This window comes from Dorea longicatena (assembly GCF_025150085.1).
Taxonomy (GTDB): domain Bacteria; phylum Bacillota; class Clostridia; order Lachnospirales; family Lachnospiraceae; genus Dorea_A; species Dorea_A longicatena.
Window position 1 is genome coordinate 1,449,817 of the sequence record NZ_CP102280.1, and the last position, 19,816, is coordinate 1,469,632.

The window sequence follows — 19,816 nt, forward strand, 5'->3', positions numbered from 1 at the left end:
CAAGCAGCGATTATAGAAAACTCCCCTGCTACTTAAAATGGGAGCAGGGGAGTTGAGATGTCAATGACAATAAAATAATCTTTAAAATGCAGTTTTCCATTATTTCTCTCATCATCTGGTGATTATTCACATGTCTTTTCCTTATATTAGAAAAATTAAGCTTTAATCCATTTGCCAATCCATTTCCTTGTTGTTTGATTATATCTACATTTATACAAGACGCCATTTAAGGTTTTATATTTCCAAACAATAGTGTGCGAAGCCGGACTGATTTCTGGAGGCGTAGCATCCGTCGAAGCAGCATAAACATTTGAAGTAATAAGCGTATGATTAGCAAAAGCTATAGATGATGGCGTTGTCAGACTAAAAATAAAGCTGCAGATTAAAGTGATAAATAGTGTTTTAGTCGTTTTCATGAATTGGTTCCCCTTCCTTGTAGCGTGGCAATCTTTTTAAGTCTTCAGAGAGGTGGTCGATGTCGGCAAAGAACCTTCCTTCGTAATAAATGGTATATTGTTTGGTTCCGTGATCAATGATATAAGCGTTATCTTCACGGAGCTCTACTGCGCCGTCTGTCACCGGATACAGCTCCCGAAAATTAGGTTCAGGGACGCAGAAAACAGAGAATATGACCACAGCAAATATGGCCGTATGGCACAGATACCCGTGTACACGCTTAAAACGGGAAGTATTTTCCTGATTATTTAAGATAAAGTAGATTCGTGTACTTAGTACAGAGGTATCATTTACGGCAAAGTGCATCATGCGGCTGGGCTCTGCGAGCCTGGCGCTTTGTATTCTTTTTGCGGTTTTTACAATCAGTTCAGCGTAATCGGTGACACTGAATTTCGGGTTGGATTGTATCAGGAAAAAGTCGTTGGAAAGCTCCAGAAAGAGCATAAATTCTTTTTTTAAATGCTGTACAAAAGGATTCCACCAGTGTATGCGGCAGATAATTTCCATCAGAAATCCAAGCCATAGGTGATGCTCTTTATAGTGCGCAATCTCATGCAGGCAGATGTACTTAAGCTCCGTTTCGGAAAAGCTTTGCCCATCGGGCATTATCAAAATCGGATGTAATAATCCAGTAATGGCCGGAGAGATTGGCTCCGGGATAAGGGCAATCCGTATCGGTTTGGCAAGGTATTCCTGTAAAAACTCGTACAGATATGCATATGCGCCTTCTTTTTCAACAAAAAATGCAGAGAGCGCATGGTGCAGCCGTATATACTGAACCAGGAGCCGCAACAGCAGGATAAAAGCGACCGTAAACCAGATTGAAAATATCAGCGTATCCACCCGTAGACGGCAGCCAGCAATATTTTGTGTTGTAAAGTCTAATATCCTTGGCAGGACCTGATAAGACTGAAACGAATAGGTAAAAGGAAAATTGAAAGGTATACTCATGCGGATTAAAATAACAAGTATACCGATTAACGAAAATTGTATCGTGCGTTTGTGGAAAACGGATGTGTGGTGCATGATGATATGCAGGTACACCGTGAGAAAAAGCGTTACGATAAAGCAAGTAAAAAAAGGTCCAAATGAAAGCGCCATATTTAATTTCCTCCGTTGATAAGAATGTGTTTGCGCTGGGCTATCATCTCTTCCAGATGCTCTAATTCATCCAGGTCTGTTTCAGTATCGATCAATGAAGCAATTAACGCAGATTTCTGCCCGTCTCCGAGTATATCTGTACAAGTATTGCCAAAATACTCATCACGGGAAATGACTGGCGCATAGCTTCTGGTAAGCACCGTACCGCTGTAGACGATATCTGCCACTTTAATAGAATGGTTCGCAATCAGTGAGCGGAGACATGCCTGTACGGTATTGATATTCAATGTATCGTCTTTCCTGACAATATCGGATGCAACCATTGGCGTATCGCTTTCCCACAGAACCTTCATAACATCCAGTTGCTTTTTTGTAAATCGTTTCTTCATTATTATATCACCTCGCTTTTTATGATAATTGTTCGGATAGCATAATCATTGCATAAAAAAGAAAATATGTCCATACTAAAAAAAGATAAAAATAAAAAAAGAATATTTTTTTAATAAAATAAAAAAATTTGATTGACAAAACAAAAAATAAATGACATATTAAAAAAGTAATTACAAAGGAATTCCGAAACAACTTAAAAGAAAAAAGGAAGAACAATTATGGGTAACTTTAAAGATTTTGATCTTGACTTAAGGAATGTAGCATCAGGTGGGGAAGCGGAGCCAAATGGATTATCAAAGATTACGACTAAGATTACGATCGGCGTATCCAAAATGTCATTAAAGAACAAGTGTAAATCTGTTGATACGCCGACAACAGGAAGGTCAGCGATATGCTGCAAGAGGACGAATGCTGCGGCTGAACCTCAGTGTATCTAAAATGTAAGAGCGTGGCATTTTGCTGCGCTCTTTTATAAAAAAGAATCAAAGGGAAGGTGTGAATATGGAGACAATTTTATTTTCAAAAACAGATAAAATAAAAATCGTTACATTTGTAGCTGTAGCTTTTGGATTGCCGTGGTTACTGTTACCGCAGATACGGGTAGAGGGGATTTTGGCGTACAATATACCGGCGTCGTACATGATGATTCTTCCGACTTTCGGTATTATATTGGGAAGAATTATCTGTGAGCGAAAAATTCATGGGTGGTTTCATTGGATTTATACAATTGCTTTTATCGAGAGTACTGCGGTGATGGTATTGTGTGCGGCGAAAGTAATAACCGGGAAAGCGGCAGATGATATGCTGACGGTTTCTTCTATGGCATTGAGCATCGTTCTTTTATTGGGCAGGATGATTGACGAGCAGGAACTTTATCCGTTTAAAGATTTAAAAAAGGCCATTGGCATTTATATTATGTTTGTAGCCATTGCGCAGATATCAAACCTTCCGCAGCTTATACATGCCGGAGCCTTGCGCACGGCAGATGAGATTGTTTCCAATCTACTGTTTACGCCAATCGACATTTTCGTGGTGCAAAGTATATATTTTTTCGGGGAAGAATATGCATGGCGGGGGTGCCTGCAGGGACGGCTGCAGAATATATTCGGGAAGCGCATGGGCGTTATTTTGCTGGGAATTATATGGGAGCTGTGGCATATGCCGCTGTGGTTCCAGATCTCTGAGCCGGGGCAGGGGAAGCTGATTGTACTGCTTGTTTTGATGCGTATGCCGTATGTTATTGCGCTAGCTGTATTTTTTGGATGGGCATATATGAAGACAAATAATATCTGGCTCTGTGTTTTGATTCATGGAGTCAATAATGCGGCGGTGGCAGCATTTGATTCTGATTTAGTAACTGTCGCCGATACGGTTGAAAGTGTAAGCGTCTTTGACGGTATTATGACCGCTGTTGCTGTGATTGTTATGCTGCTATTTCTTTTTACGAAGGAATACAGAAAAGGGGAAAGAGTATGAAAGTAGTTGGTTATGCAGGAAGTCGCTCCGCGTTTTCAAAAAGCATCTGTCTGGGAGAAAAATTGAAAACAATGCTGCGAGAGAAGAACATAGAAATGGAACTGTATACAGCCAGAAACAATGTAGTGGAGGAGTGTCGGGGATGCGGAAAATGTTTTGATGAAGGGTTATGTCCGCAGGATCAAGAGGATAGTATGGAATACATTAGAAAAAAAATTCTAGAAGCAGATTTAATTGTTTTACTGTCGCCAGTCTATTTGAATAATGTGTCCGGCGCGATGAAAACATTTCTTGACAGGATTGGATCTTGGGTTCATACTTTGCGGAAAAGAGCATAGAAAGAAAATTCGCTGAAGATTTGGATGCAGCCGAAGAAGTATGCGTATATGCAAAACTTCCGAGGACATTCCAAATTCCTACTCCAGTCGGTAATTATTCCCCTGACTGGGCGATTGCGTTTTATGAAGGAAAGGTTAAGCATATCTTCTTTGTGGCTGAAACCAAAGGTACTATGGAAAGTCTTGAACTCAGACCGATTGAACAGGCAAAGATTTCTTGTGCAAAGAAATTGTTTAATGAAATGTCAACAAGCAAAGTAAGATATCATGATGTTGACAGTTATCAGAACTTGCTTGCTGTGATAAATTCAATAAAATAATAATGTGTCAAAATTGAATAATACTAAAAAAGAAGTAAAAAAAACAGAAACGAGATTCGTTTTGGGAAGCTTATGGATGATATTTTTGATGATCATAACAAGAATTGAAGAGAGGCAGGGTAAAATCCGTTGCCTCTTTTCAATTTCAATAAATGACATTAATCCAACTCCGCTCCTAACTCATACCTCCAATACTCTGCCGCCGCATACTCCCTGGGTTCTGAGAGTATCGGAACGGTAAAGAGTTCAACCGGAACACCGAGCGTTGATGCGAAGAGTTTCATAAGATCCTCTTTCGGTGTTCGGACATCGCTTTCATACTGAGCAATCCGGACATCAGCACAGCTGTCGGGAAATCCAACAGCCATGCCAAGTTCTTTCTGGGTGAGTTGATTTTTTTGTCTTAAGTGTTTTAATTTTCTTCCAAATGTAATCATAGTATTATTTTCCTGTGCTTCCGAAGGCCCCGGTTCCTCGTTCTTCACCGAGGTCCAGGACAAAGTCTGCGATCACGACTGGTGTAATCACCAGCTGACCGACGCGTGTGTCTTTATGAATGGTCTGAGAAGATGTGCTCACGTTGCTGATGATAGCATGGATCTCACCACGGTAACCGGAGTCAATCGGTGGAAGTTCGCATACCAGTCCTTTTGCTGCCATGCTGCTTCGTGGAAAGACATATCCGGCAAATCCATCCGGTATGATGAGACCGACCAAGTGGAATCCTAGCAACCTCGCCTGGCTTTAATATGCACTCATAAGGCATGAATCATCTCCAGAAATTCAGCTTCTGTAAGAATTGGAATACCAAGGCTCTGGGCTTTTGCCAGTTTGCTGCCGGCTTTTTCCCCGCAGATTAGGTAATCGGTTTTCTTTGTTACAGAGCTGCCAGGTTTGGCACCAAGCTCCAGAATCTTATCGTTGATACCGTCTCTGGTAAAATGCTCCAGTTTCCCTGTTGCTACGATGGTACATCCTGTAAATTTGTTTTCTTTTGTCATAATGGGCTCTTCCTTTCTTTGTTCAAATGTGAATTCGTTCTGTAAGTTTTTCCATAAATCAAGATTTGCTTCATCTGCAAACCAGGAATGGATGTTGTGATTTAAGATTTTGCCAAAATCCTCCAACTGAGTGAAGTCGTAATCTCCGACAGCCGCCTGTTCAAATGCAGTTAAATTTCCGGAAAATACGGTGTCCAGAATCCGGCTTTTGGTTCTGCCAATCATAGGAATATCCATGGAAACCAGATAGCGGACAAAGCTGGTCCTCCGGCTGGCGTTGATGGATTCCCATAAGCGGTCGAAAGATTTCTCACCATATCCGTCCAGTGCCACAATTTCTTCCCGGTGTTCCTCCAGATGATAGATGTCCTGAAAAGAGTGCAGATAGCCCAGATTCAGGAATTTTTCCAAAGTGGCTTCTGACAGTCCTTCGATGTTCATTGCCTTCTTGCTGGCAAAATGGACAAACCTTCTTGTAATCTGGCTGTCGCACTGCGGATTATTACAATGCAGAGTTTCTACGGTGCGACCGTCGCTGGTCTTACGGCTGTAGGTTCTGGTTTTGGAACCACAGCAGGGGCAGACCGGAGGCGTGATGTCGGTATACCTTCCGCGATCCAGATTATCCTCTATATGTGGGATGATCATGTTTCGTTTGGAAACAAGAATCCGGCATCCGGGTACAAGCTCCAGATTTTTGATAAAGGTCAGATTATGAAGGGAAGCTCTGGAAACATCGCAGCCGTCAATCTCCACGGTATCGAAGATGCCGACCGGAGCAATCTCGCCAAAACGGGTTGGAGTCCATTCAATTTCTCGCAGGACTGTCTCATAGGTGTCATTCTCAAACTTATAGGCGAGGCCGTCCTTATAGTGGTGTCCGGTCTTTCCGCAGCTTTTGGAGTAGCTGAGACTGTCAAAAATCATGACAATGCCATCGATAGGAAGATGTAAATTAGCTGCTGTGGATACCAATTCCTGAATGAATTTCTCCGCATATTCTCTTGAAAGTCCGGTTCCTGAAATTGAGAAAAACGGGCAGTAACCAAAGCCCAAGTGTGTTAAACCTTCTAATTTGCAGGCTCTGCTGTCCGGGAAGGGAACATCCTCCATTCCTTCTAATACATTGAACGGAAGAAAGCGAACACAACGTCCGATACAGTTCTTCGGATCAAGACTTCGTACTGATCCGGAAGCAAAATTACGTCCGTTTTTATAAGGTTTTCCATTTCCATCACGCAGAGTATCTTTCAGACGTTCAAAATCATTGGTTGGTATAAAAGACTCACCGGTAATGACCAGACGTTCTTTGTGTGGAATGGTAAGCGGTACATTTAAAAATGCCGGGATATTGTGTGTAATATCTTCCCCCACTTCACCATCTCCACGGGTAGAAGCCTGAATCAGTTTGCCGTCTTCGTAAATGAGTTTGGTAGTCAAACCGTCCAGTTTCAGCATAAAGAGAACTTCCTGTCCTTTCATGAAATCTAAAAGCTCTGAAATCAGTTTTGTTTTCTCAAGCGAGAGCAGCGGAGTCGGATGGGTGACTTTGGCAAGTTCACTGACCGGATAATATCCAACCGTCTGTGTCGGAGAATTTGACAGGATGAAACCAGTCTGTTCCTCCAGTTTCTTCAGTTTGTCAAAGAGCCGGTCATACTCGGCATCGGATACCAGAGGGGCATCCTGATTGTAGTAGGCATGACGGTATTCATTGAGTTGTTTTACAAGGTTCTTAATTCTTTTGATTGACATAGAGTCTCCTTTCTTTTGTGGCGTGCCAGTTCCGGAATCATTTGTTCCCGTAATCCTCCTTTCCCTGCGTTCAGGCATAAAAAAAGAGAATGACGCTTATGTTCATTCTCAAAATAGATGCAGTTTCCTGCAAAATAAAAAAAGCCAGAAGTCCCTGCTGCTTGTTGGGCATAGGAATACTCCTGACTACGTTTCAAACCTAAACTGCGTGTGATAAATCCTTTCCGGATTGACACAAATAATTGATACAAGAACAGTGTAACACTAGATATAGTATATGTCAAATTGAAATATACTAAATAAGCAATAGCAAAACAATATAGAAAGGACACAGAAAGTTCACAAAAATATTAGCACTCACTATTGACGAGTGCTAATATACGTGCTATAGTACATATAGAACAAAGAAGAAGGAACAACAAAGAGAGTTAAAAAGATTCTCTTGAGTTTCTTATAACATCCCAGTTCCAAAGAAACAAGGTAAACATGCATAGAAAAAAGGAGAGATGACTTATGTTAATGCCTAGTATTTTTGGAGAAAACTTATTTGATGATTTTTTTGATTATCCATTCGTAAAAAATGAAGCGGAGTCAAATGGTTTGATGAAGACGGATGTGAAGGATACCGAACATGGATATGAGATTACAATGAACCTTCCGGGAGTAAAAAAGGAAGATGTAAAGGCAGCATTGAAGGATGGTTATCTGACAATCAGTGCTACTTCAGATTCCAAGAAGGAAGAGAAAAATGATAAAGGACAGTACATCCGTCGTGAACGTTACACTGGTTCCTGCAGCAGAAGCTTTTATGTTGGTGATGCGGTAACTGAAGAAGATATCAAAGCCAAATTTGAAAACGGTACATTGAAGATGCTGGTTCCGAAAAAAGAAGAGCAGAAGGCTGTGGAAAATAAGAAATACATTGCCATTGAAGGATAATGTATTCATGACATAGATGTTCAATCTGCCGGACTTCCAAAGGAAGACCGGCTGACATGACAGGTTCATAAAAAGGAGGAATGACGTATGTTAATGCCTAGTATTTTTGGAGAAAATTTGTTTGATGATTTTATGAGTGATTTTCCATTCTTTGATGATAGAGATCTGAGAAAGACAGAAAGAAAACTGTACGGACACAATGCAAAACGCCTGATGAAGACTGATATCAAAGAGACAGATTCCGGCTTTGAACTGGAAATGGATCTTCCGGGATTCAAGAAAGACGAGATCAAGGTTTCACTGGACAACGGTTATATGACCGTCAGTGCGGCGAAAGGCCTGGACAAGGATGAGCAGGAGAAGAAATCCGGAAAATATATCCGCAGGGAGCGTTATGCCGGAGCCTGCGAGCGTTCCTTCTATGTAGGAGAGAATGTTACGGAAGCGGATATCAAAGGAGAGTTTAAACATGGTATTCTGAAACTGCTTGTTCCGAAGAAAGATAAACCGGCAGTAGAAGAAAAGAAATACATTGCCATTGAAGGCTAATGCGAAGATACAGGTGAGCGGGGGAGCGAAGAAATGCTCCTCCGCTCTTGTGCTATTTGGAGAGAAAATGAACGAGAGGTGACGGTGATGAAACAATATATACTGGATACCCGGATGGGAACCATACAGGAAGAACCGATACAGGGAAAAATGGGCTGGGATGGAACAGAAAACCAGCAAGAGAATACGTGTCTGATACTGGCAGCAACACTAAAGGAATTTGAAGCAAGTGAAATCCTGCATCCCTGTAAAAAGGAGCTGCTTCACAGTCTGAACTGTGAGAAATACTGCAAAGTAGAGTTCTTTCATAATTGTATTCAGGGAATTATCCGGTCACCGTTGACAGATGGGCACAGGCAGAAGCCGTTCCTTTTTGGATTCCTGCTGTATCAGAACATGCTGTGGTTTGTGAGTGATGATGCAAAACTGCCGAACATGGTGGAACAGATTCGGGAAGAACTATATGAGGGGTTCTCTATTCAGGATTTTCTGCTTGCCTTTTTTAATCATCTGATTGAGAAGGATATGAGCTTCCTTCAGAAAATTGAAGATGGGCTGGAACGTATGGAAGAAAAAGTGCTTGACAGGAAAGAAGCCCACCTCAATGAAGCAATCATGCAGAACCGCAGGGAGTTATCACAGCGACACGGCTACTATCCTGGAATATGTATCTGCGATTCAGGCCATCATGATGCAGAAATCTGGAGGCAGGGGAACAGACCCGATGCAGTGTTCGGAAAGTCTGTATAATACAAGATTCTCACACAGTCCCGGTTCTATTACCGATCCGAATTATTCGATAGAGGTGGGAGTGCAGACCTTTGCAGACTGTATCAGTCAGGCAGGATGCAGCAGCCCACAGGATATGGATAAGTTAAGACTTGCATGACAGGGATATAACTATGGAAACGGATACATAGGATGGGCGCTGCAAAGAGGCGGATACACAGAAGCCAATGCTTTACAATTTTCACAGGAACAGGAAGCTTCGCAAGGATGGAGCAGTTACGGAGATCCCCAATACGTTCCCCATGTGATGCGGTATTATTCCGGTGGCAGCCTGTTTTCTGGTTTGTTTGGAAATCAGCAGATCGTATCGGTTGCAATGGGGCAGCTTGGAAACAGTGGTGGTCAGAAGTTCTGGAGCTGGTATGGATTTGAAAGCCGGGTAGAATGGTGTGCCTGTTTTGCATCATGGTGTGCAGAACAAAGTGGAATGGTTGCATCTGGACAAGTATTGAAGTTCTCAAGCTGTGCTGTAGGAGCAAGTTGGTTTCAGGGACAAGGAAGATGGAAAGGAAAAGGCTATACACCATCCGCAGGAGACTTTATCTTTTTTGATTGGAATAAGGATGGACAGGTGGACCATGTAGGGATTGTTGTGAATGTAGCGAATGGACGAGTGAATACGATTGAAGGAAATACAAGCAATATGGTGGCAAGAAGAAGTTATCAATTTGGGGGAATAGTGATAGTGGGATATGGATATATATAAAATCTATTGACAAAATATCCTCCTTGTTATATATTTATAACAATAAATGTTATAAATATATAACAAGGAGGAGTAATATGAAAAAAAGAATTAATCCGATATCCTATCTTGGATGGTTAGGAATAGTGGGAGTGATAGGTATTAATACAGGAGATTTTATGTTGCAATTGTTCTTGATATATTTCATTTTTTTTACATATAGAAATATGCCAGCTGATGAATTATTTTGGTTGAATATAAGAAAATCAGCAACTAGAGCGTTTATATTGGAGATTATTTTAAATAGTGTGATGATTATTCTAATTACAATATTGGAAAAATATAATATATCTAGTAGTGCGATAAGAATTTCAATTATCAGAGGATTTGGAATAATATTTTTAATAGCGCTTTTGTTTTTTATTGTAATGTTAGCATGGTACGGAAAACAAGAACGAAAGAGTGTTGAAGACATATATGATAATAACAAATATTAAAGAGTTTAGAGAACAAAATAAGATGAGTCAAACGGAGTTGGCTCAATTAGTTGGAGTGAGAAGAGAAACAATAGGTCATTTAGAAAATGGACACTATAATCCATCATTAGTGTTAGCAGCGAAAATTGCAAAAGTATTTAATGTCACAATTGAAGATATGTTTATAATTATAGATGAATAACCAGAATTATACATATTATACTAATTCAGAGAAAATATTATTAAAATGCTAAATTAGTAAAAGAACAGGGGAGGGGATTACCGTGAAAAAAGTTTTTTTTGGTGGTTTAAAAAATCATTGGAAAGATTATATACTTGTACTAATATGTGGTATATTCATGGTCACAATTATCTTTTTATCAAATTCTTTAAGTGATTGTTTACAGTGGATAATTGATGGACAGATAACAGGTAATGCGGAAGAAAGTTATAGCTTTTTTGATTTTTCAATAACTTACCTTCTTCTGGTTTTTATGATGATTCTGATTATTTTTTCGTATATACGAAAAAGATCTTATGATTATGTTTTGCTAGATGTAATGGGAATTCAGAAACGGCATAAGTACATATTTATTGGATGTGAATATTTAGGAATTGTTGTGATTTCTATATTAGGCGGAATATTGTTTGGGGCAATATTATCTGAAATTATAAAGATTGAACTGGAAAAAATCTTTGCAAATATAATTTTTACAGAGATAAATTATGGATTTTCGCCTTTCCGGATGACTATAATTATCGGTTTTTGTGTTTTCGGACTTTTGTTTATTGTGTTTGATGAAGCAATCTCTTGCTTGGGGATGGATTCTCTATTGTCTTGTGGGAAAAAAAGTGGAAAACCTGTAAAAACAAGACCTAAAGTGTTTATTCTAGGAATGACATTTATGTTTCTTGCGTATATTAGTTTATGGTTTTATTGGGGAAAAGTTTCAAAAGGGATACCGTTAATTTTGTTGAGTATTGGAATACTGTTGGGAATGATTTCTATAGGGGCATATTATTTGTGCTATCTAAGAAAAAAGGAAAATAAATATTATAAAAAAATTACATGGTTAGATAATTGGTATCATAGATTTTTTTATAATATTAATATGTCTTTTATAATTACTGAATTTATTATAGTTACATTATATGGGTTTTCTATAGTTATATTCGATAATATTCCGGTTAATGAACCACAGAATTATCCTTATGATGTAGTATGGATGGCAAGTGACAAAGATATAGCATTTATAGACGAACTGAAACAAAAGTATGAGATAAAAGTAAAAAAACAACCTTGTATTAGAGTGACAACAACTGATCAAGGGGAGCATATGGGAATTTCTGCTTCAGCATATGAAAAATGGACAAAAGAATCATTAGATTTGAAAGACAATGAAATATATGTTGTTTATCAGAGAGAAAGATCAGAAAGAAATTATTTGGGAATTGATTTTGGTACAAAGAAACCAAGAATTTATATGGGGGAAGCAAAGGATGATCTATGGCAGTATATAACTGGAGTCCCTACGCCAAGTAACAAATTTGATACATCTTTTAATATTGTAGGAGAAGAAGAAAAAATTCTTACAGGTGTGTTTGGAAATAAAATTTCGGAACATATTATTGTGTTCTCAGATTCATATTATCAAAAGGTATGTAATAGGGTTGAGGGTCCCAACCTTATAGTTATGGTGCAGATACCGAAAAATTATGAGAAGGTTATTGAAGAAATATGTGCTTATACAAATGGGAGCGGAATCGTTTACGAGAAAAAAAATTTATTGTTACAAATAAGTAAAACAAAAATTATTAATGTATCGGCGGCAATTATTAATATATTCGTTCTTTTAATATGTTCCTTTTTTGTTTTAAGCATTAAGATGGAATGTGATTTCCCAGAACAGAAAGGGAAATATATATTTTATTCTCAAGGAGGCATGACGCATAGGAATATAAGAAAAAGTATTATGAAAGAAAGTTTTTGGACAGGAGGAATTCCAATTATATTTGGAGTAGTAATTTCAACTATTTTTATGGGGACAGAGGTATATTTAAAGAAATTATCGCTAGAATGGATCAAGCAATATGCGGTGAAATTAATGGGGACGATAACTGGAATTATATTTCTTTTTCTTTTTATTAGTATTTGTTTTGGAATTAGAAATATTATAAGAATTGAAAGAGAGGAGTAAAGATGAAGCCGGTAGAATATCAAAACATTTTAGCAGTAGATCATTTGGAAAAAGGTTATAATTATATATCGAGTAAGGGGGAAAAAGTGAGTTGTCCTGTATTAGAAAATATTTCTTTTCAGATAGAACCCAAAGAATTTGTTGGTATTATGGGACGTTCAGGATGTGGAAAAACAACATTATTAAAAGTTCTAGGGATGCTTGATAAACCTGAAAAAGGAACGGTGTTTTATAAAGGAAAAGATACAAAAGAAATATATGGAACAGAACTGGCAAAAATCAGACGAACAGAACTTTCTTTTATTTTTCAGGACTTTTGTCTTATGGACAGTTTATCGATAAAAGATAATATTTTGCTTCCACGAATATTAGATGAAGCAGAAATAGAGGAAAGCAAGAAAATTTGTGAAAATCTAACAAAAAAATTTAATATTAATAAATTGCTAAATAAAAAACCATATGAGTTATCTGGTGGAGAAAAACAAAGGGTTGCCATTTGCAGAGCATTAATTAATAATCCTCAAATTATTTTAGCAGACGAACCTACTGGAAATTTGGATTCAAATTCTTCAGAAGTTGTAATGCGTACTTTGGAAAGCATAAATGGAGAAATGGGAAAAACAATTCTTTTGGTAACTCACGATCCTATGATTGCTAGTTTTTGTAAAAGGATTATCTTTTTAAAAGATGGACAAGTAATTGAAAATTTGAAAAGAGCTGATAATAAGGAGATGTTTTATCAAGAGATATTAAAGAGGATGAAAAATTTATAAAATAAGCAAAAGATAAGATATAATAATTTTATGTTAATATAAAATTATATATGAAATATGTATAATGGCTTGATATATTAGACTCGAAGAATGATATTTCATTTATTGAGTGGTGCGAATTGTTTGCGGATCAATATAAATTAAAAAAGCTTGTGATGGGTGAAGAAATTTAAGGGAGTTAGAGTTTTATGGCGTAGTAGTTTAATTGCTACGCCATTCTTTTTTGAGCATGAATAAGATATTGGTTTTATAGGACTAAATATTCTAGTTTATAAATAAAGCTTTAGAATTTATCGAAAATATAGAGTGAATCAAATTATTATATGTAATGAGCATATAGATTCATGGGGGATTTTTTTATCAAGAGAGAAAATATAACATAATTCTACTGTTTTTTTACATGTGAAAAAAAACAGTAGGATTATGTTATATTATTATACTTACAAAAATTGTATATACCATACAGAGAGTTTGGAGTTGTTGGTATATACAAAAAAATAGGAGGAAAAGCAAATGGAAAGTGGATTACAAGAGTTAAAATTTTCAAGGTACAATCAAAAAGTAGAATTATCGGGCAAATTATTTCTATATAACGCATTGACGGGTGGGTATGCTAGTGTTGATGAGGAGTATAGAGATAATTTTGATAAATGTGATTTTAAAAAATTAGATTCGATGAAAGAGTTAGCAGAACTTCCAAACGCAATAATTAATCAATTAATGGAAGGAGGTTTTATAATTCCTAAGAATTTTGATGAGTTTAATGTTATTAAATCTATGCATTATAGAGGAAGATTTGGTGCGAATAAAGCATTAACAATGACTCTAATTCCGACAATGAATTGCAATTTTAGATGCCCATATTGTTATGAAAAAGATAAAAAATATCCAGTAAAAAAAATGACAACAGAGGTAATGGATTACTCATCTTGCAAGAAAGGCAGGGTGAAGCTATGAATAAGAATCAAAAACAATTTATTCGTCCACCTTATGATTCACGATTTGACCAGTTAAATATTATTAACTGGAATTTTCCGCAAAACCCGACTTTTCAACATGGAAAATACTGTATCCGTTTTACTCTGATTTTGGGTGATGGTTCTACATTGAACCGTCAAAAGGGTGGGTTTGCTTCTGCGAAGGAAGCTATGAAATATCGTGACAATCTAATTGTAAAACTTACCAAAAATCAATATATGCCATACCGATTTACTTTAAAGGAATTTTACAATTTCTGGTTATATTACTACATTATAGATGGATGTAAATATGCTTATAATACGTTTAAATACTATGCAACACCGGTTAAAAGGTTTTGTGAATATTTTAGACCAGACACCTATATGGATTCTATAACCACAACAGATTTAAAAAATTTCATCAACAAGTGCGAAACTTTTAGCGCATACAAAGCTATGATGCAAATGATTCAAAATTCTTTTCAATATGCAAAGAATCAGCAGATTATTATATCAAATCCGGCACCACTGGCAATAGAAATTTGCAAAAAAGAAAAGAAGATTACTAAACCACCTACTAAGAAAAACGCATTTACGCTGAACGAACTTATGAATTTATTATTGACCGCAAGAAAAATGGATTATACATTCTATTTATTTTTACTGCTGTCTGCTTCAACAGGAGCACGTGTAAGTGAAACAAGAGCGATCTGTTTTTCAAAAATCGACTTTCAAAAAAAACAACTCTTAATCGACTGTCAGTTGGGAAGAGGATATGATAATGAGGGGTTCGATGACAATACGTTACTTTCTCAAAAGAGGACATTAAAAACTCGTAACAGTAAAAGATACGTCCCGCTTCCTGATTTTATTATGGATGAGCTGTATCTGGCAAGAGCACGATATGAAGAAACACTGAAAAATGATCCGGAATTTGATGAAAACTTAGATTTTGTTTTGTTTAGGGATCACGGGAAGGCAATCGCAAGACCGTATTATTACTTTAAGAAACTAATGAAGAAATGTAATATTGATTGTACAAAACATGTATGGCACGATTTACGGCACACTTATGCAACACTGTTAGATCAAAACAATATGAATATGAAAGTAGTATCGGAGATATTAGGTCATTATTCAGAAGAATTTACAAATGAAGTTTATGTCATTCATAAACCAGAGGTCATCATCTATGATACAAGTGAAGTAATGAACTCATTTATTGAGTCATTAAAACTGGACTCAACAGAAATAACCATACCTGTATATGATATTTCGTTCATTCAGGAATATTTATTTTAAACTATTCTGACAATTCAAATTTTTATTTATTAATTTAATTTTAGTGTTACATTTTTAACAAAGCTTTTGGCAAAAATATGTAATACTTAATGCTTATCAATGATTTTTAATCGTTATTAAATAAGCGAAATCTTTTGAAACAGAAAAGAATTTTTGCAGATTTTAAAATTTTTAAAACTAAGATATTTTGTTACAACAGAAAAGCAACAAAAATACAACTAAAAGTAGTTAAGATAAGAGATATTTTAACAAACATCAAAAAGCTATAAATCGGAAAAAAATCTTCTAAATATACATTTGTTATATAGAAGTAACAAACAGATAGAAGAAATACACTATAATATTAAAAAAATCACAATTTTATCGCCCCAAAGACTTGAAAAAGAAATTCGCGAGTAGTACAATTGTGTTAAAAGATTAACACAATATTTTAAAAGGAGCGTGTTTGAAATGGCAAGATTTACATTACCAAGAGATGTTTATCACGGAAAAGGATGTTTATCCGAATTAAAGAATCTGAAAGGTAAAAAAGCTGTCCTCGTAGTTGGCGGCGGATCTATGAAGCGTCAGGGATTCCTGGACAAAGCAGTGAACTACCTGAAAGAAGGCGGAATGGAAGTTAAACTGATCGAAGGTGTTGAACCGGATCCGTCTGTAGAGACTGTTATGAAGGGCGCAAAAGTAATGCAGGAATTCGAGCCTGACTGGATCGTAGCAATGGGCGGTGGATCTCCAATCGATGCGGCTAAAGCTATGTGGGTATTCTATGAGTATCCGGATGAGACATTTGAGAATATCATCACGCCATTCAGTTTCCCTGAACTTCGTCAGAAAGCAAAATTTGCAGCCATTCCATCTACATCAGGAACTGCAACAGAAGTAACAGCATTCTCCGTAATCACAGATTACAATACAGGAATCAAATATCCTCTGGCAGACTTTAACATCACACCGGACGTTGCAATCGTTGATCCTGAACTGGTAGAAGGACTTCCTCAGAAACAGGTTGCTTACACAGGAATGGATGCACTGACACATGCGATCGAAGCTTATGTATCAACACTCAACTGTCCATTTACAGATCCACTTGCACTGCAGGCAATCGAGATGGTTCTGGATTATCTGCCGGCATCTTATAACCTGAATATGGAAGCAAGAGAGCAGATGCATTATGCACAGTGCCTGGCTGGTATGGCATTCTCGAATGCATTACTTGGAATCGTACATTCTATGGCTCATAAGACAGGAGCAGCATTCTCAACCGGACATATTCCTCACGGATGTGCTAATGCGATCTATCTGCCATATGTAATCAAATACAATGCAAAAGATAAAGTGGCTGCATCACGTTATGCAGAGATTGCACGCAGAATGGGACTTCCTGGAACATCAGAAAAAGCTCTGATCAACAGCTTGTGTGCAAAGATTGATGAGTTCAATGCAAAGATGAATATTCCTAAGACTCTGAAAGAATTCGGAATCAACGAAGAGGAATTCAAAGAAAAACTGGATAAGATTGCAGAACTTGCAGTTGGTGATGCCTGTACAGGATCTAATCCAAGAGCAATTGATCCTGCAACAATGGCTAAATTATTTACATGTACATATTATGGAACAGAAGTTGATTTTTAAATAACAAAAATCAGATAACGGCGGCTGTCACATAGGTTTATGTGGCAGCCATTTTGCGTACTTTGGTATAAAAATCAAAATCTATTCCATATACAATAAAACGAATCTTGAACAATTTTATCGACATTTTTTGAAAAATATGGTTTTACTTGCGAAATAGAACAAGCCGTATTATGATAATAGTAATATTGGGAATTAGGAGGAAATAAGATGTACAAGATTTTAAAAGCAGAACAATTAACTGCTAACATCTTTCTGATGGATGTAGAAGCTCCTCGTGTAGCAAGACATTGTGAACCGGGACAGTTTGTCATTGTAAAGATGGATGAAAAAGGGGAAAGAATCCCACTTACAATCTGTGACTATGACAGAGAAGCCGGAACGATCACAATCGTATTCCAGCCGGTCGGAGCATCCACAACAAAAATGAAAGAATTAAAAGCAGGAGATTATTTCCGCGATTTCACAGGTCCGTTAGGAAATGCTTCAGAACTCGTAGAAGAAGATATCGAAGAACTGAAGAAGAAAAAGATCCTGTTCGTAGGAGGCGGTGTCGGAGCAGCACCTGTCTATCCACAGGTAAAATGGCTGCATGAGCACGGCGTAGATGCGGATGTTATCATCGGTTCCAAGACAAAGGATATGCTGATCCTTGAAAAAGAGATGGAAGCAGTATCTGGTAATTATTATCCATGTACGGATGACGGTTCTTACGGTCATGCCGGAATGGTTACGACAATGGTAGAAGAACTGGTAGAAAAAGGTAATAAATACGACGTATGTATCGCGATCGGTCCAATGATCATGATGAAATTCGTATGTCTTCTTACAAAGAAACTGGGAATCCCTACTGTTGTAAGTATGAACCCGATCATGGTAGATGGAACCGGTATGTGCGGAGCCTGTCGTCTGCATGTAGGCGATGAGATCAAGTTCGCATGTGTAGATGGTCCGGAATTTGACGGACACCTTGTCAACTTCGATGAGGCTATGAAGAGACAGCAGATGTACAAGACTCAGGAGGGTCGTGCAATGCTGAAATTACAGGAAGGCGACACACATCATGGCGGATGTGGTCAGTGCGGAGGTGACGAGTAATGGCAGATGTATTAAAGAAAGTTCCTGTAAGAGAGCAGGAGCCAAAGGTTCGTGCTACGAATTTTGAAGAAGTATGTTATGGATATAATAAAGAAGAAGCAATGGAAGAGGCAACAAGATGTCTGAACTGTAAGAATGCAAGATGTATCCAGGGATGTCCTGTATCCATCAATATTCCTGCATTCATTGCACAGATCAAAGATGGCAATATTGAAGAAGCTTACAAAGTGATCGGACAGTCATCTGCACTTCCTGCTATCTGTGGACGTGTATGTCCTCAGGAGTCACAGTGCGAGAGCAAATGTGTCCGTGGTATCAAAGGGGATGCAGTATCCATCGGTAAACTCGAAAGATTTGTTGCTGATTATGCACTGGAAAATGATATCAAACCAGAAAAACCAGAGAAGACAAATGGTCATAAAGTGGCAGTCATCGGTTCCGGCCCGTCAGGACTTACCTGTGCCGGAGATCTTGCAAAACTCGGATACGAAGTAACCGTATTCGAAGCACTGCATGAACTCGGCGGCGTTCTGGTATATGGTATTCCTGAATTCCGTCTTCCAAAGCAGAAAGTTGTTAAGAAAGAAATCGAGAAAGTAAAAGAACTTGGCGTTAAATTCGAGACAAACGTTGTTATCGGTAAATCTACAACAATCGACCAGTTAATGGAAGAGGAAGATTTCGAAGCTATATTTATCGGTTCCGGAGCAGGACTTCCAATGTTCATGGGAATCCCTGGCGAGACAGCTAACGGAGTATTCTCAGCAAATGAATACCTGACAAGAAGTAACCTGATGAAGGCATTCGATGATTCTTACGATACACCAATCGCAGCAGGCAAGAAAGTAGCCGTTGTCGGTGGTGGTAACGTAGCTATGGATGCTGCCAGAACAGCACTTCGTCTTGGCGCAGAAGTACATATCGTATATCGTCGTAGTGAAGCAGAGCTTCCTGCACGAGTAGAAGAAGTACATCACGCAAAAGAAGAAGGCGTACAGTTCGATCTTCTTACCAATCCAAAAGAAATCCTCGTCGATGAAAATGGATGGGTAAAAGGTATGAAAGTAATCAAGATGGAACTCGGTGAGCCGGATGCTTCCGGAAGAAGACGTCCGATCGAGATCCCTGGATCTGAATATGAGATTGAATTAGACACTGTTATCATGTCTCTTGGAACATCTCCAAACCCATTGATCTCTTCTACAACAAAGGGACTTGAGACAAACAAGAGAAAATGTATCGTAGCAGAGGAAGAGAACGGACAGACTTCAAAAGCTGCCGTATTCGCAGGTGGAGATGCCGTAACAGGTGCTGCAACTGTAATTCTTGCTATGGGTGCAGGTAAAGCAGGAGCCAAAGGTATCCACGAATATCTGTCTAAAAAGAATGCTTAATTCTTTGTGCACAGTGAAAAGATGATGTTATAAGCATTCATAAATATGTACAACACGTAATTATATAAGAGATATACATGAGAATGATTCTGGTGTATATCTCTTTTTGCTTGCCATGCGTTCGTAAAAAGCTGCCAGTAGCAGGTCCTGCAGACAGTACATCCGGACTTGAATAAAAACATATA

22 protein-coding genes and 1 pseudogene are annotated in these 19,816 nt (G+C 37.9%); 17 read left to right on the forward strand and 6 right to left on the reverse strand.

What is annotated here, in order from left to right; translation table 11 throughout:
* Nucleotides 1-155: 155 nt before the first annotated feature.
* From NQ508_RS06785 to NQ508_RS06795, 3 genes are read right to left on the reverse strand one after another with little or no spacing between them, the layout of a single operon-like run.
* Complete coding sequence (locus NQ508_RS06785; protein WP_049940502.1) at nt 156-416, reverse strand: hypothetical protein; 261 nt, start codon at nt 414-416, stop codon at nt 156-158.
* Complete coding sequence (locus NQ508_RS06790) at nt 403-1,557, reverse strand: M56 family metallopeptidase (RefSeq protein WP_006426628.1); 1,155 nt, start codon at nt 1,555-1,557, stop codon at nt 403-405. The genes NQ508_RS06785 and NQ508_RS06790 overlap by 14 nt, the downstream gene beginning before the upstream one ends.
* Before the next feature lie 2 nt (nt 1,558-1,559).
* Complete coding sequence (locus NQ508_RS06795) at nt 1,560-1,946, reverse strand: BlaI/MecI/CopY family transcriptional regulator (protein ID WP_006426627.1); 387 nt, start codon at nt 1,944-1,946, stop codon at nt 1,560-1,562.
* 219 nt (nt 1,947-2,165) lie between these two features.
* Here NQ508_RS06795 and NQ508_RS06800 point away from each other — a divergent pair, with 219 nt between their 5' ends.
* The 4 genes from NQ508_RS06800 to NQ508_RS06815 all read left to right on the forward strand — a co-directional run bounded on the left by NQ508_RS06800 (nt 2,166) and on the right by NQ508_RS06815 (nt 4,081).
* Entirely contained in the window at nt 2,166-2,384 is a 219-nt protein-coding gene (locus NQ508_RS06800) for a hypothetical protein (RefSeq protein WP_006426626.1), read from the forward strand.
* 64 nt (nt 2,385-2,448) lie between these two features.
* Complete coding sequence (locus tag NQ508_RS06805; protein WP_006426625.1) at nt 2,449-3,423, forward strand: CPBP family intramembrane glutamic endopeptidase; 975 nt, start codon at nt 2,449-2,451, stop codon at nt 3,421-3,423.
* On the forward strand, nt 3,420-3,761 hold the full coding sequence (locus NQ508_RS06810) for a flavodoxin family protein (RefSeq protein ID WP_006426624.1): 342 nt from the start codon (nt 3,420-3,422) through the stop codon (nt 3,759-3,761). The genes NQ508_RS06805 and NQ508_RS06810 overlap by 4 nt, the downstream gene beginning before the upstream one ends.
* On the forward strand, nt 3,731-4,081 hold the full coding sequence (locus NQ508_RS06815; RefSeq protein WP_006426623.1) for a restriction endonuclease: 351 nt from the start codon (nt 3,731-3,733) through the stop codon (nt 4,079-4,081). Before NQ508_RS06810 ends, NQ508_RS06815 begins: the two co-directional genes overlap by 31 nt.
* A 158-nt stretch (nt 4,082-4,239) precedes the next feature.
* Here NQ508_RS06815 and NQ508_RS06820 read toward each other — a convergent pair whose 3' ends face one another.
* The 3 genes from NQ508_RS06820 to ligA are packed head-to-tail and all read right to left on the reverse strand — an operon-like array spanning nt 4,240 to nt 6,837.
* Entirely contained in the window at nt 4,240-4,518 is a 279-nt protein-coding gene (locus NQ508_RS06820) for a helix-turn-helix domain-containing protein (protein ID WP_006426622.1), read from the reverse strand.
* Nucleotides 4,519-4,522: 4 nt separating this feature from the next.
* Entirely contained in the window at nt 4,523-4,798 is a 276-nt protein-coding gene (locus tag NQ508_RS06825; RefSeq protein WP_226853331.1) for a dUTP diphosphatase, read from the reverse strand.
* 38 nt (nt 4,799-4,836) lie between these two features.
* A complete protein-coding gene (gene ligA / locus NQ508_RS06830; RefSeq protein ID WP_044919591.1) occupies nt 4,837-6,837 on the reverse strand; it encodes an NAD-dependent DNA ligase LigA in 2,001 nt (666 codons plus the stop codon).
* 513 nt (nt 6,838-7,350) lie between these two features.
* Here ligA and NQ508_RS06835 point away from each other — a divergent pair.
* The 13 genes and pseudogenes from NQ508_RS06835 to gltA all read left to right on the forward strand — a co-directional run bounded on the left by NQ508_RS06835 (nt 7,351) and on the right by gltA (nt 19,631).
* Entirely contained in the window at nt 7,351-7,776 is a 426-nt protein-coding gene (locus NQ508_RS06835; RefSeq protein WP_006426619.1) for an Hsp20/alpha crystallin family protein, read from the forward strand.
* 87 nt (nt 7,777-7,863) lie between these two features.
* A complete protein-coding gene (locus tag NQ508_RS06840) occupies nt 7,864-8,325 on the forward strand; it encodes an Hsp20/alpha crystallin family protein (RefSeq protein ID WP_006426618.1) in 462 nt (153 codons plus the stop codon).
* A gap of 87 nt (nt 8,326-8,412) precedes the next feature.
* Nucleotides 8,413-9,075, forward strand: a complete 663-nt coding sequence (locus NQ508_RS06845; RefSeq protein WP_044919589.1) for a magnesium transporter CorA family protein — start codon at nt 8,413-8,415, stop codon at nt 9,073-9,075.
* Nucleotides 8,981-9,820, forward strand: a pseudogene (locus NQ508_RS14255) (lysozyme family protein); the annotation flags it as partial. The gene NQ508_RS06845 and the pseudogene NQ508_RS14255, both read left to right, overlap by 95 nt.
* Nucleotides 9,821-9,897: 77 nt before the next feature.
* Nucleotides 9,898-10,296, forward strand: coding sequence for a DUF3796 domain-containing protein (locus tag NQ508_RS06855; protein ID WP_006426614.1), 399 nt, complete (start codon nt 9,898-9,900; stop codon nt 10,294-10,296).
* Nucleotides 10,277-10,477: a helix-turn-helix transcriptional regulator gene (locus NQ508_RS06860; RefSeq protein ID WP_006426613.1), complete on the forward strand. Its 201-nt coding sequence runs from the start codon at nt 10,277-10,279 to the stop codon at nt 10,475-10,477. Before NQ508_RS06855 ends, NQ508_RS06860 begins: the two co-directional genes overlap by 20 nt.
* A gap of 82 nt (nt 10,478-10,559) precedes the next feature.
* Nucleotides 10,560-12,473 carry an FtsX-like permease family protein gene (locus tag NQ508_RS06865; RefSeq protein ID WP_044919586.1) on the forward strand — a complete coding sequence of 638 codons (1,914 nt, stop codon included), beginning with the start codon at nt 10,560-10,562 and terminating at the stop codon, nt 12,471-12,473.
* Nucleotides 12,474-12,475: 2 nt separating this feature from the next.
* Nucleotides 12,476-13,246: an ABC transporter ATP-binding protein gene (locus tag NQ508_RS06870; RefSeq protein ID WP_006426611.1), complete on the forward strand. Its 771-nt coding sequence runs from the start codon at nt 12,476-12,478 to the stop codon at nt 13,244-13,246.
* A gap of 513 nt (nt 13,247-13,759) precedes the next feature.
* Nucleotides 13,760-14,203, forward strand: a complete 444-nt coding sequence (locus tag NQ508_RS06875) for a hypothetical protein (RefSeq protein WP_006426610.1) — start codon at nt 13,760-13,762, stop codon at nt 14,201-14,203.
* Complete coding sequence (locus NQ508_RS06880) at nt 14,200-15,507, forward strand: site-specific integrase (protein ID WP_006426609.1); 1,308 nt, start codon at nt 14,200-14,202, stop codon at nt 15,505-15,507. Before NQ508_RS06875 ends, NQ508_RS06880 begins: the two co-directional genes overlap by 4 nt.
* A 450-nt stretch (nt 15,508-15,957) precedes the next feature.
* A complete protein-coding gene (locus NQ508_RS06885; RefSeq protein WP_006426608.1) occupies nt 15,958-17,139 on the forward strand; it encodes an iron-containing alcohol dehydrogenase in 1,182 nt (393 codons plus the stop codon).
* Between the two features lie 210 nt (nt 17,140-17,349).
* Nucleotides 17,350-18,237 (forward strand): sulfide/dihydroorotate dehydrogenase-like FAD/NAD-binding protein, encoded by an 888-nt coding sequence (locus NQ508_RS06890; RefSeq protein ID WP_006426607.1) that lies wholly within the window; start codon nt 17,350-17,352, stop codon nt 18,235-18,237.
* Nucleotides 18,237-19,631, forward strand: a complete 1,395-nt coding sequence (gene gltA, locus NQ508_RS06895) for an NADPH-dependent glutamate synthase (RefSeq protein ID WP_006426605.1) — start codon at nt 18,237-18,239, stop codon at nt 19,629-19,631. The genes NQ508_RS06890 and gltA overlap by 1 nt, the downstream gene beginning before the upstream one ends.
* The last annotated feature ends 185 nt before the right edge of the window (nt 19,632-19,816 follow it).